General features: G+C 73.4%; 13 protein-coding genes. 12 read left to right on the forward strand and 1 reads right to left on the reverse strand.

Annotated features, from left to right (window positions below):
• The first annotated feature begins 97 nt into the window (after positions 1–97).
• The 11 genes from atpB to ACWPWW_RS16275 all read left to right on the forward strand — a co-directional run bounded on the left by atpB (position 98) and on the right by ACWPWW_RS16275 (position 9591).
• Positions 98–889 (forward strand): F0F1 ATP synthase subunit A, encoded by a 792-nt coding sequence (atpB, locus tag ACWPWW_RS16225; RefSeq protein ID WP_454051849.1) that lies wholly within the window; start codon positions 98–100, stop codon positions 887–889.
• A 95-nt stretch (positions 890–984) separates the two neighbouring features.
• Positions 985–1239 carry an ATP synthase F0 subunit C gene (gene atpE / locus ACWPWW_RS16230; RefSeq protein WP_454051368.1) on the forward strand — a complete coding sequence of 85 codons (255 nt, stop codon included), beginning with the start codon at positions 985–987 and terminating at the stop codon, positions 1237–1239.
• The gene (locus ACWPWW_RS16235) at positions 1236–1820 is read left to right on the forward strand and encodes a F0F1 ATP synthase subunit B (RefSeq protein ID WP_454051369.1); all 585 of its coding nucleotides are present in this window, start codon (positions 1236–1238) and stop codon (positions 1818–1820) included. The genes atpE and ACWPWW_RS16235 overlap by 4 nt, the downstream gene beginning before the upstream one ends.
• Complete coding sequence (locus tag ACWPWW_RS16240; RefSeq protein WP_454051370.1) at positions 1820–2632, forward strand: F0F1 ATP synthase subunit delta; 813 nt, start codon at positions 1820–1822, stop codon at positions 2630–2632. The genes ACWPWW_RS16235 and ACWPWW_RS16240 overlap by 1 nt, the downstream gene beginning before the upstream one ends.
• A 73-nt stretch (positions 2633–2705) precedes the next feature.
• Positions 2706–4334, forward strand: coding sequence for a F0F1 ATP synthase subunit alpha (gene atpA, locus ACWPWW_RS16245; protein ID WP_454051371.1), 1629 nt, complete (start codon positions 2706–2708; stop codon positions 4332–4334).
• 2 nt (positions 4335–4336) lie between these two features.
• Positions 4337–5230 (forward strand): F0F1 ATP synthase subunit gamma, encoded by an 894-nt coding sequence (locus ACWPWW_RS16250; protein WP_454051372.1) that lies wholly within the window; start codon positions 4337–4339, stop codon positions 5228–5230.
• A gap of 65 nt (positions 5231–5295) precedes the next feature.
• Positions 5296–6780 carry a F0F1 ATP synthase subunit beta gene (atpD, locus tag ACWPWW_RS16255; protein ID WP_454051373.1) on the forward strand — a complete coding sequence of 495 codons (1485 nt, stop codon included), beginning with the start codon at positions 5296–5298 and terminating at the stop codon, positions 6778–6780.
• Positions 6781–6839: 59 nt separating this feature from the next.
• Positions 6840–7121, forward strand: coding sequence for a F0F1 ATP synthase subunit epsilon (locus ACWPWW_RS16260; protein ID WP_454051374.1), 282 nt, complete (start codon positions 6840–6842; stop codon positions 7119–7121).
• Between the two features lie 16 nt (positions 7122–7137).
• The gene (locus tag ACWPWW_RS16265; protein ID WP_454051375.1) at positions 7138–7554 is read left to right on the forward strand and encodes a DUF2550 family protein; all 417 of its coding nucleotides are present in this window, start codon (positions 7138–7140) and stop codon (positions 7552–7554) included.
• Between the two features lie 22 nt (positions 7555–7576).
• Positions 7577–8272, forward strand: a complete 696-nt coding sequence (nucS, locus tag ACWPWW_RS16270) for an endonuclease NucS (RefSeq protein WP_454051376.1) — start codon at positions 7577–7579, stop codon at positions 8270–8272.
• Between the two features lie 35 nt (positions 8273–8307).
• Complete coding sequence (locus ACWPWW_RS16275; protein ID WP_454051377.1) at positions 8308–9591, forward strand: N-acetylglucosamine-6-phosphate deacetylase; 1284 nt, start codon at positions 8308–8310, stop codon at positions 9589–9591.
• On the opposite strand, the gene ACWPWW_RS16280 is transcribed toward ACWPWW_RS16275, so the two are convergent.
• The gene (locus ACWPWW_RS16280; protein WP_454051378.1) at positions 9581–10585 is read right to left on the reverse strand and encodes a LacI family DNA-binding transcriptional regulator; all 1005 of its coding nucleotides are present in this window, start codon (positions 10583–10585) and stop codon (positions 9581–9583) included. The two genes, ACWPWW_RS16275 and ACWPWW_RS16280, sit on opposite strands and share 11 nt — an antisense overlap.
• 323 nt (positions 10586–10908) lie before the next feature.
• On the opposite strand from ACWPWW_RS16280, the gene ACWPWW_RS16285 reads away from it, so the two are divergent.
• A complete protein-coding gene (locus ACWPWW_RS16285; protein WP_454051850.1) occupies positions 10909–11931 on the forward strand; it encodes a LacI family DNA-binding transcriptional regulator in 1023 nt (340 codons plus the stop codon).
• The last annotated feature ends 47 nt before the right edge of the window (positions 11932–11978 follow it).

Here is an 11978-nt window from a genome sequence, read left to right on the forward strand (position 1 = left end):
GACGGCCGGGTCCCGGCGGAGTGACCCACACCCGGGATCGCCCCCCGTCGGAGCCTTCGACCTACAGGAGACTGCTCTGTCCAGCCTTGCGACGATCCTGCCGCTCGCTGCCGAAGGCGAGTCCGGGTTCCATACGCCGTCGATCGCCGAGTTCTTCCCGCCGGCCATCTGGTTCGAGGGCACCCTCTTCGAGATCAACCGCATCCAGGTCGTGCGCTTCGTCGCCGTCGCGGTGCTGCTCACGCTGATGGTCGTCGCCGCGCGCCGGGCGCGCCTCGTGCCGCGCCGCGGTCAGAACATGGCCGAGCTGCTGCTGGACTTCGTGCGGGTGAACGTCGCCGAGGACATCATCGGCAAGGAGAAGGCGCACAAGTACGTGGCCCTCCTGACGACGATCTTCTTCGCGATCTTCGCCTTCAACATCACCGGCGTCATCCCGTTCCTCAACATCGCGGGCACCTCGCTGATCGGCCTGCCGATCATGCTGGCCCTCTGGGTCTACGTGATGTACCTCGGGGCCGGCGTCCGGGCGCACGGCGTGGGCGGGTTCCTCAAGAACAGCCTGTTCCCCCCGGGCGTCCCGTGGCCGCTGTACATCCTGCTGGCCCCGGTGGAGTTCCTGCAGGTCTTCGTCCTGCGGCCCGTGACGCTCGCCATCCGACTGATGGCCAACATGGTCGCCGGGCACCTCATGCTCGTGCTGTGCTTCTCGGCCACGCAGTTCCTGCTCTTCGAGGCGAGCGGCGGCCTGAAGCCCTTCGGTGCGCTGACGCTCGCCGGCGGCTTCGCGATCACCCTGTTCGAGGTGTTCGTCGCCGCGCTGCAGGCCTACATCTTCGTCGTCCTGACGGCTGTCTACCTCAGCCAGTCGATCGAGGAAGAGCACTGACCCCAGCACCACCCGCGCGGGCCCTCCAGGCCCGCGCCCACTGAGACGACCGCCGACCGACCGGTCGGCGGCCAAACGGAAGGAACGAGCACAGCGTGTCTCTTCTCGCGGACCCCAGCGTCATCCTTGCGGCCGAGAACGCCATCTCGGGCAACATCGCGACCGTCGGCTACGGCCTCGCGGTGCTCGGCCCGGGCATCGGCCTCGGCATCCTGATCGGCAAGACCGTCGAGGGCATGGCGCGCCAGCCCGAGGTCGCCGGCCAGCTCCGGACCACCATGTTCATCGGTATCGGCTTCGTCGAGGTCCTCGGCCTCCTCGGCCTGATCACCGGCTTCCTCTTCACGTGATCACCGCCGCGCTCCCCGCGGCGAGCATCCTGGCCGCGGAGACCGAAGAGGTCGAGGGCTGGCGCCTGCTCGTCCCCGCGGGCTACGACATCCTGTGGTCGTCGGTCGTGCTGGTCGTCATCGCCGTCGTCTTCTACAAGCTCGTGCTGCCGAAGTTCCAGGCGGTGCTCGACGAGCGCACCGAGAAGATCGAGGGTGGTCTCGCCAAGGCCGCCAGCGCCCAGGAGGAGGCTGCTCGCGCCAAGGCGGAGAACGAGCAGCTGCTCCAGGACGCCCGCACCGAGGCCGCGCGCATCCGCGAGGACGCCCGGACCGAGGCGACGGCCATCGTCGGCGAGGCGCGCCAGAAGGCGACCGCCGAGCAGGCGCGCATCGCCGAGACCGCGCAGCGCCAGATCGAGGCGGAGCGCCAGCAGGCGGCCGTCCAGCTGCGGACGGACGTCGGCGCGCTCGCCACGGAGCTCGCCTCCAAGATCGTCGGCGAGTCGCTCGCGGACGAGGCGCGTCGCTCGCGCGTCGTGGAGCGCTTCCTCGACGAGCTCGACGCCCAGACCACGGCGACCGCAGGTAAGGGGAACTGATGCGAGGGACGAGCCGGGCGTCGCTGGCCGCCGCGGAGGGCCGGTTCGCGCCGGTGCTGCGTGAGGCCGGCGCGCAGGGGCGGCTGCTCGGCGAGCAGCTGTTCGCGCTGACCGACGCGCTGGACTCGTCCGGCTCGCTGCGGCGCACCCTGACCGACCCGTCGGCCGCCGGCGAGGCCAAGGCCGCGCTGGTGGCCCGGCTGCTCGCCGCCGCCGACCCCCGCGTGGTCGAGGCCGCGCAGGGGCTGGTGCGCGCGCGCTGGTCGGCCGAGCCCGACCTGGCCGACGCCGTCGAGCACCTGGCCTTCTCGGCCGTGCTCGCGTCGGCGGAGGCGGACGGCACCCTGGACCAGGTCCAGGAGGAGCTGTTCCGGCTCGGCCGGGCGCTCGTCGGGCAGCGCGAGGTGCGCCGCCTGCTGTACTCGGACACCGTCCACGCCGAGGCGCGCGGCCGGCTGGTCGACTCGCTGCTGAAGGGCACCGGGGCGCCGGCGACGCAGGCGCTCGCGCGCCGCGCCGCGGTCGCACCGCGCGGTCGTCGGTACGTGGCGACGCTCGGGCTGCTCGAGGACCTGATCGCGGATCGCCGCAGCCGGACGGTGGCCACGGTCACCTCGGCAGCGGAGATCGGCACCGCGCAGCGCCTGCGGCTCGCCGAGATCCTCGGCCGGGCCTACGGGCGCGAGATGCAGGTGCAGGTCCTCGTGGACCCGCACGTGCTGGGCGGCCTGCGCGTGCAGGTGGGCCCCGAGGTGATCGACGCGACCGTGCTGGCACGGCTGGCGGACGCCCGACGACGACTTGCCAGCTGACGGGCCGCACGGCCCGACCCGGACCCACGTGGGAGCGCACGCAGGACGCGTGCCGCACGACAGGAGACATGTTATGAGCGAGCTGCAGATCCGGCCGGAGGACATCCGCGCCGCGCTGGACAGCTTCGTCGCGACGTACGAGCCCACCGGTGCCGCTGCCGAGGAGGTCGGCCGCGTCACGCTGGCCGGCGACGGCATCGCGCGGGTCGAGGGCCTGCCCGGCGTCATGGCCAACGAGCTGCTCCGCTTCGAGGACGGCACGCTGGGCCTGGCCCAGAACCTCGACGTCCGCGAGATCGGCGTCATCGTCCTCGGCGAGTTCACCGGCATCGAGGAGGGCCAGGAGGTCCGTCGCACGGGCGAGGTCCTGTCCGTCGCCGTCGGTGACGCCTACCTCGGCCGCGTCGTGGACCCGCTGGGTCAGCCGATCGACGGCCTGGGCGAGATCACCTCCGAGGGCCGCCGCGCCCTCGAGCTGCAGGCCCCCGGCGTCATGGCCCGCAAGTCGGTCCACGAGCCGCTGCAGACCGGCATCAAGGCCATCGACTCGATGATCCCGATCGGCCGCGGCCAGCGGCAGCTCGTCATCGGCGACCGCCAGACCGGCAAGACGGCCATCGCGATCGACACGATCCTCAACCAGAAGGCCAACTGGGAGACCGGCGACCCGGACAAGCAGGTCCGCTGCATCTACGTCGCCATCGGCCAGAAGGGTTCCACGATCGCCGCCGTCCGCGGCGCGCTCGAGGAGGCCGGCGCCCTGGAGTACACGACCATCGTCGCGGCGCCCGCGTCCGACCCGGCCGGCTTCAAGTACCTCGCCCCCTACACCGGCTCGGCCATCGGCCAGCACTGGATGTACGGCGGCAAGCACGTCCTCATCGTGTTCGACGACCTGTCGAAGCAGGCCGAGGCGTACCGCGCCGTGTCCCTGCTGCTGCGCCGCCCGCCGGGCCGCGAGGCCTACCCGGGTGACGTCTTCTACCTGCACTCCCGCCTGCTGGAGCGTTGCGCGAAGCTGTCCGACGAGCTCGGTGGCGGCTCGATGACCGGTCTGCCGTTCATCGAGACCAAGGCCAACGACGTCTCGGCGTACATCCCGACCAACGTCATCTCGATCACGGACGGGCAGATCTTCCTGCAGTCCGACCTGTTCAACGCGGACCAGCGTCCCGCCGTCGACGTCGGCATCTCGGTGTCCCGCGTCGGTGGTGCCGCGCAGGTCAAGGCGATGAAGCAGGTCTCGGGCACGCTGAAGCTCGACCTCGCGCAGTACCGGTCGCTCGAGGCGTTCGCGATGTTCGCGTCCGACCTGGACGCCGCGTCCCGCGCGCAGCTGACCCGTGGCGCCCGCCTGATGGAGCTGCTCAAGCAGCCCCAGTACTCGCCGTTCCCGGTCGAGGACCAGGTCGCGTCCATCTGGGCCGGCACCAAGGGCAAGCTGGACGACGTGCCGGTCGAGGACGTCCGCCGGTTCGAGTCCGAGCTGCTGGACCACCTGCGCCGCAACACCGACGTGCTGTCGACGATCGCGGAGACCGGGAAGCTCGGCGACGAGCTCGAGGCCCAGCTGGCCGCCGCGGTCGACGAGTTCCGCTCGAACTTCCTCAAGGCCGACGGGTCGCCGCTCACCGGCGCCGACCACGGCGACGAGGAGACCGAGGTCGAGCAGGAGCAGATCGTCCGGCAGAAGAAGGCCTGACGGTGGCCGGACAGCAGCGCGTCTACCGGGCACGGATCAGGTCCACCCAGGCGCTGAAGAAGATGTTCCGCGCCCAGGAGCTGATCGCCGCCTCGCGGATCGGTCGCGCCCGGGACCGGATGGCGTCGGCGTCCCCGTACGCCCGCGCCATCACCCGGGCGGTCTCGGCCGTCGCGACGCACTCGGACGTGACGCACCCGCTCCTCGCGGAGCGCACGGACACGCAGCGCGTCGCGGTGCTCCTCATCGCGTCGGACCGCGGCATGGCGGGCGCCTACTCGGCGTCCGTCATCCGGGAGACCGAGCGCCTCGTCGAGCGGCTCGAGGGCGAGGGCAAGGAGGTCGCCCTCTACGTCAGCGGCCGCCGCGCCGAGTCGTACTACCGGTTCCGCAAGCGCGAGCTCGCGGCGTCGTGGACCGGCCAGTCCGACGCCCCGACGTCCGACCTGGCGGAGGAGATCGCGAGCACGCTGCTCGACGCCTTCGCCGCCCCGGCGGACGAGGGCGGCGTGGGGGAGCTGCACATCGTGTCGACGCAGTTCGTCAACATGGTGAGCCAGCGCCCGCAGGTCATCCGGATGCTCCCGCTCGAGGTCGTCGAGGGGGTGGCCGCGCCCGGCCAGAACGAGGCGCTGCCGCTCTACGAGTTCGAGCCGGACGCCGACCAGGTGCTCGACGCGCTGCTGCCGCGCTACGTGCGCAGCCGCATCTTCTCGTGCCTGCTGCAGGCCGCGGCGTCGGAGCTCGCCTCCCGCCAGCGCGCGATGCACACGGCCACGGAGAACGCCGAGGACCTCATCCGCATGTACACGCGGCTGGCGAACCAGGCCCGCCAGGCCGAGATCACCCAGGAGATCAGCGAGATCGTGTCGGGCGCCGACGCGCTCGCCTCCTGAGCACCGACCCGCACGACCGACCCCAGCCCGCCGGCTCCCCGGCGGACGACCGAAGGCAGGCAGACATGACCGCGACCACCGTCGACGCGAAGGACTCCACGGCCACGCCGGGCGTGGGCCGCGTCGCCCGTGTGATCGGGCCCGTCGTGGACATCGAGTTCCCCGCGGACCAGATCCCCGACATCTACAACGCGCTGACCGTCGACATCGACCTGTCCGGGCAGGGCGAGGGCGAGGCCGACGGCGGGTTCACGATGACCCTCGAGGTCGCGCAGCACCTCGGCGACTCGCTCGTGCGTGCGATCGCGCTGAAGCCGACCGACGGCCTCGTGCGCGGCGCCCAGGTCACCGACACCGGCGCGCCCATCAGCGTGCCCGTCGGCGACATCACCAAGGGCCACGTCTTCGACGTGACCGGCGAGGTGCTCAACCTGGCCCCGGGCGAGAAGTTCGAGGTCACTGAGCGCTGGCCGATCCACCGCAAGCCCCCGGCCTTCGACCAGCTCGAGTCGAAGACGCAGATGTTCGAGACCGGCATCAAGGTCATCGACCTGCTCACGCCGTACGTGCTCGGCGGGAAGATCGGCCTCTTCGGCGGTGCGGGCGTCGGCAAGACCGTCCTCATCCAGGAGATGATCCAGCGCGTCGCGCAGGACCACGGCGGCGTGTCGGTGTTCGCCGGCGTCGGCGAGCGCACCCGTGAGGGCAACGACCTCATCGTCGAGATGGAGGAGGCGGGCGTCTTCGACAAGACCGCCCTCGTCTTCGGCCAGATGGACGAGCCGCCGGGCACGCGTCTGCGCGTCGCCCTGTCCGCCCTGACGATGGCGGAGTACTTCCGCGACGTGCAGAAGCAGGACGTGCTGCTGTTCATCGACAACATCTTCCGGTTCACGCAGGCCGGCTCCGAGGTGTCGACCCTGCTCGGCCGCATGCCGTCCGCGGTCGGCTACCAGCCGAACCTCGCCGACGAGATGGGCCTCCTCCAGGAGCGCATCACCTCGACGCGCGGCCACTCGATCACCTCGCTGCAGGCGATCTACGTGCCCGCCGACGACTACACCGACCCGGCGCCGGCGACGACGTTCGCGCACCTCGACGCCACCACGGAGCTCTCCCGCGAGATCGCGTCGCGCGGTCTGTACCCCGCGGTGGACCCGCTGGCGTCGACGTCCCGCATCCTCGACCCGCGCTACGTGGGCCAGGAGCACTACGACGTCGCCACCCGCGTGAAGTCGATCCTGCAGCGGAACAAGGAGCTGCAGGACATCATCGCGATCCTCGGCGTGGACGAGCTGTCGGAGGAGGACAAGACGGTCGTCGGCCGTGCGCGTCGCATCCAGCAGTTCCTCTCGCAGAACACCTACATGGCCGAGAAGTTCACCGGCGTCGTGGGCTCCACGGTCCCGGTGTCCGAGACGGTCGAGGCGTTCCAGAAGATCGCGGACGGCGAGTTCGACCACATCGCCGAGCAGGCCTTCTTCAACATCGGCGGCCTCGAGGACCTCGAGCGCAACTGGGCCCGCATCCAGAAGGAGTACGGCGTCTGACCTGACGCCCCGCGCGTCGTCAGCCCGTCCCGATCGTCCCTGCAGGAGGTAGTGCGTCCATGGCCCAGCTCGAGGTCGACCTCGTCGACACCGACGGCACCATCTGGTCCGGCGAGGCCCGTCAGGTGAGCGCGCCCGCCTCGGACGGGGAGATCGGCATCCTGGCCGGCCACACCCCGGTCCTCTCCGTGCTCCGGCACGGGGAGGTCCGGGTCATCGAGGCCGGTGGCACCGTGCACCGGTGGTCCGTCGAGGGCGGCTTCCTGTCCGTCGACCACGACCAGGTGACGGTCGTGGTGGACGCCGCCGAGGCGGTGGCCGCCGGCACGTCCGCCCGCTGACCCGGCGACGGCAGCGGTGAGCGGGCACACGGTCGCACTGGTCGCGCTGCTGCTCGTCCTGGCCGTGCTCGTCGTGGCGGGCCTGGGCGTGTCCCGGTACCGGAGCCTGACGCACCGCGTCGGGTCGTTCCGGTGCTCCGTGCGGGTGCGCGGGCGCTGGCGGCGCGGCATCGCGCACTACGGCGCCCGCCACCTGTACTGGTGGCGGCTGCGGTCGCTCGCGCCACGGCCGCTGCACGTCTGGCCCCGCGGGGGCCTCGAGGTCCTGGAGCGCACCGCGGTCGACGCCTCGGCGCCCCCCGGCGGGCCCTACCTGGTCCGCTGCCGGGTCGGCGTCGACGAGCAGGTGGACCTGATCATGTCGCCCGAGGCGTACGCGGGACTGACCTCCTGGCTGGAGGCGGCCCCGCCGGTCGCCCGCTCCGTCATCTGACGTCCCTCCGGAAGGTTCTGCGATGCGCCTGCTCGTCGCGCGCTGCTCGGCCCGCTACAGCGGCCGGCTGAACGCCCACCTGCCGCTCGCCACCCGCCTGGTGGTCGTCAAGGCGGACGGCTCGGTGCTGCTGCACTCCGACGGCGGGTCGTACAAGCCGCTCAACTGGATGAGCCCGCCCTGCTCGCTGCGCACCGAGGACGCCGACGGCGAGGCCGTGGAGCGCGGCGTGCAGCAGGTGTGGACCGTGCAGCACGCCAAGAGCGACGACCGCCTGGTCATCGAGGTGCACGAGGTGCTGCACGACTCGGCGCACGACCTGGGCGTCGACCCCGGTCTGGTCAAGGACGGCGTCGAGGCGCACCTGCAGGAGCTGATGGCCGCGCAGATCGACGTGCTCGGTGCCGGGCACACCCTCGTGCGCCGGGAGTTCCCGACGGCGATCGGGCCCGTCGACATCCTCGCGAGGGACGCCGCCGGCGCCACGGTCGCCATCGAGATCAAGCGCCGCGGCGACATCGACGGCGTCGAGCAGCTGACCCGGTACCTCGAGCTGCTGAACCGCGACCCGCTGCTCGCGCCGGTGCGGGGCGTGTTCGCCGCGCAGGAGATCAAGCCGCAGGCGCGGGTGCTGGCCACCGACCGGGGCATCGCCTGCCTGGTTCTGGACTACGACGCGATGCGCGGCGTCGACGACGTCGACTCCCGCCTGTTCTGACCCCGGTCGCGCCGCCGACGCGCGATGATGGGGCCGTGACCTCTGCTGACACCGCCCCCGCCGACGTCGTCCTGCGCGGGGAGGTGGTGACCCCGGCCGAGGTGCTGCCCGACGGCGCGGTCGTGCTCGCCGCCGGGCGGGTCGCGTGGGTCGGGCCCGCCGCGCAGCTGCCCGGGACCTGGGCCGACGACCTGCCGCCCGCCCCGGCGCCCGGCACGACGCTGCTCCCCGGCCTGGTCGACCTGCACGACCACGGCGGCGGCGGCTCGAGCTTCCCCGACGCGACGACCCGGGACGAGGCGCTCGTGGCGGTGCGGGAGCACCTGCGGCACGGCACCACCAGCCTCGTCGCGTCCCTGGTCACCGCGCCGCGGGACGTGCTGCTGGCCCGCGCCGCGCTGCTCGCGGACCTGGTCGAGTCCGGCGACCTCGCGGGGATCCACGCCGAGGGCCCGTTCCTGTCGGTCGACCGCTGCGGCGCCCAGAACCCCGCCGACATGCTGGCCGGCGACCCCGCGCTGGTGGCGGACCTGGTCGCGGCGGCGCGCGGGCACCTGGCGACGATGACGGTCGCGCCCGAGGTGCCGGGCGTCGCGGACGGCGGCGACGGCAGGGACGACGTGCTGGCCGCCCTGGTCCGGGGCGGCGCCGTGCCGTCCGTCGGGCACACCGACGCCGCCGCCGAGCAGGTCGACGCCGCGGTGCACCGCGCGCGCGGGCTGCTCGCGGGCGGCCGGCGCGGGACCGCCGCCGGCGGGGGAGCGGGCCGCGGCCGCTCGGCCCGGCCCACGGCGACGCACCTGTTCAACGGCATGCGGCCCCTGCACCACCGGGACCCGGGACCCGTCGCCGCGTGCCTCGCCGCCGCGGCCCGCGGCGACCTGGTGGTCGAGCTGGTCGCCGACGGCACGCACCTGGCCGACGGCACGGTGCGCGCGGTGTTCGACCTGGTCGGGCCCGGCGCGATCGCCCTGGTCACCGACGCGATGGCCGCGGCCGGGATGGCCGACGGCGACTACCGGCTCGGCCCGATGGCCGTGCGGGTCGGCGACGGAGTCGCGCGCATCCTCGAGGAGGACGGCTCGGCCGGCGCGATCGCCGGCGGCACCGCGCACCTGGTCGACGTCGTGCGGAGCGTGGTGCACGCGGGGATCCCCCTGGTCGCCGCGGTGCGTGCCGCCGCGACCACCCCGGCGGAGGTGCTCGGCCGCCCGGACCTCGGCGCGCTGACCGCGGGCCGGCGCGGCGACGTCGTGGTGACCGACGGCGACCTGGTCCCGGTGGCCGTCTACCGCGCGGGGCGGCTCGTCACGGCGTGAGCGTCGCGACGCTGCCGTGGTCGGTGTAGGCGGGGGCGACCAGCCGGGTCTCGGCGAGGTCCTCCCCGCCGAGGCGCGCCATCACCATCTCGACGGCGATCCGGCCGATCCGGCTGCCCGGGACCTCGATGATCGACACCGGGACGGGCAGCGCGGCGGCGACGTCCGCCGGGCTGACCGCGACGATCGACAGGTCCTCGGGGACGCGGAGCCCGCGCTCCGCGGCCCGGGCCAGCAGCCCGCCGAGCGCCGCCTCGTTGTGCACCACGAGGGCGGTCGTGCCCGGGTGGTCGGCCAGCACCTGGTCCAGCGCGAGCGCGCCGCCGGTGAACGTCGGTTCGGCCGGGACCACGGCGGTGCCGACGCCGCTGAGGCCCGACTGCTCCAGCACGCCGCCCCGCATGCGCACCGCGTAGTTGGCCCGGTGGTCGAGCCGGTCCTGCGAGGCGCCGACCAGCGCCAGGCGGGTGTGCCCGTGGCGGGCGAGCTCACGCACGGCGAGCCGGCCCGCGCCGGCGAAGTCGAGGTCGACGCAGCTCAGCCCGGTGGTGTCGTCGGGGACGCCGATGAGGATGCTGGGCAGCGCGAGGGACCGCAGCGCGGGGAGCCGGGCGTCGTCGGCCTCGATGTCCATCACGATCAGCGCGTCGGCGGTGGAGCTGGCGGCGACCCGGGACATGCCCTGGGGGTCGTCCTGGGTGAGGACGAGGACGTCGTGGTCGTGCTCCCGCGCGGTGGTGACCACCCCGGCGACGAACTGCATGATGATCTGCACGTTGATCCCCGGCCGGAACGGCACCATGAGGGCGATCACGTTGCTGCGGCTGGACGCGAGCGCCCGGGCGCCGGCGTGCGGCCGGTAGCCCAGGTCGGCGACCGCCTTCTGCACGCGGTCGCGGGTCGGCGCCGAGATCGTGCGCTTGCCGCTCAGCACGTAGCTGACGGTCGACACCGAGACGCCCGCCGCGCGGGCCACGTCGCCGATCGTCGCCATCCGCACAGGGTAGTGGGGACGCGACCCCCGGGGTGCGCGGACACCGCCTGACGTGCGTGGACGTGTGCAAGCGGTTCGACGTTCGACCGCACGCGGTGACGCGCCACCGCGTGCCCATGAGCCACGAGTCCCGGATCCACGCGGCTCGGGCCTGCATCGGGAGGCGCGGGCTATTATCGAATCGCTTCGACAAAAAGTTCGCCGTAGGGTCTGGACGTCGCCGTCCCGGCAAGCCTAGAGTGGCGACCGCGCGAAGCGCTTCGACACCTCACGGACGAGGTCGTCGTGACAGCCGTCGAGGAGGAGGGCTCGTGGGGGTGACCATGCTGGACGTCGCGCACCGCGCCGGCGTCGCGCTCTCCACCGTCTCCGCCACGCTCACCGGCGCCCGCCCCGTCTCGGTCGCGACCCGCGCCCGCGTCGAGGTCGCGATGGACCAGCTCGGGTACCGCCGCAACGCGCTCGCCCGGGGCCTGGCGAGCCGGCGCAGCCGCGTGCTGGCGCTGACCTACCCGGTGGGGACGTCCGGACTGAGCCGCACCTCGGCGGAGTTCGTGCTCAGCGCCGCCGCCGTCGCCCAGGAGCGCGGCTACCAGCTGGTGCTCTGGCCGTTCGCGGTCGACGACGCCGACGGCGTCCTCGAGGTCGCCCGGCAGGGCCTGGCCGACGGCGTGCTGGTGATGGAGGTGCACGCCGACGACGTCCGCGTCCGCACGCTGCGCGACGCCGGGGTGCCGGTCGCGCTGATCGGTCGCACGGCGGCCGAGGGCGCACCCGCGCTGCCGACGGTGGACGTGGACTTCGCCGCGACGCTGTCCGACGCGGTCGCGCACCTGGCCGGCCTCGGCCACCGCCGCATCGCCTTCGTCAACCACGCCGGGCACCGGCTCGCCGAGGGCCACGGGCCGACGGTGCGGGCCGCGGCGGCCTACGACGTCGCGATGCGTACCCGCGGGCTGACGCCGGCGCAGGTGTACGCCGACGAGTCCGTCGCCGGCGGCCGCCGTGCGCTGGCCGGGCTGCTCGACGGCCCGGGTGCCGCGCCGACGGCCGTCATCACGATGAACGAGGACGCGACGTTCGGCGTGGTCGCGGAGCTCGCCGCCCGGCGGGTCGCCGTCCCGGCAGGTCTGTCCGTCCTGGCCGTCGTGTCGTCCCCGGCCGTCGCCGGGCAGACCGTGCCCCCGCTGACCACGCTGCACGCCCCCGGCGCCCAGCTCGGCCGTGCGGGCGTCGACGCGCTGCTCGCCCTGCTGGACACCGGGACCGTCCCGCCGCCCGTCCTCGAGCCGTGCCGGCTCGTCGACCTGGGCAGCACCGGACCCGTGCCCGCCGGCACCCCCTAGACCCACCCAGTGCGGGCACCGGCAACCGGCCGGACCCGTGACCAGCA

Source organism: Cellulomonas sp. Marseille-Q8402, from assembly GCF_965119525.1.

Bases quoted from the DNA above. Each gene is read 5' to 3' on its own strand.
- nucS (WP_454051376.1), top strand. From the start codon at position 7,577: ATGCGCCTGCTCGTCGCGCGCTGCTCGGCCCGCTACAGCGGCCGGCTG.
- ACWPWW_RS16240 (WP_454051370.1), top strand. From the start codon at position 1,820: ATGCGAGGGACGAGCCGGGCGTCGCTGGCCGCCGCGGAGGGCCGGTTC.
- atpD (WP_454051373.1), top strand. From the start codon at position 5,296: ATGACCGCGACCACCGTCGACGCGAAGGACTCCACGGCCACGCCGGGC.
- ACWPWW_RS16260 (WP_454051374.1), top strand. From the start codon at position 6,840: ATGGCCCAGCTCGAGGTCGACCTCGTCGACACCGACGGCACCATCTGG.
- ACWPWW_RS16280 (WP_454051378.1), bottom strand. From the start codon at position 10,585: ATGGCGACGATCGGCGACGTGGCCCGCGCGGCGGGCGTCTCGGTGTCG.
- atpA (WP_454051371.1), top strand. From the start codon at position 2,706: ATGAGCGAGCTGCAGATCCGGCCGGAGGACATCCGCGCCGCGCTGGAC.
- ACWPWW_RS16285 (WP_454051850.1), top strand. From the start codon at position 10,909: ATGCTGGACGTCGCGCACCGCGCCGGCGTCGCGCTCTCCACCGTCTCC.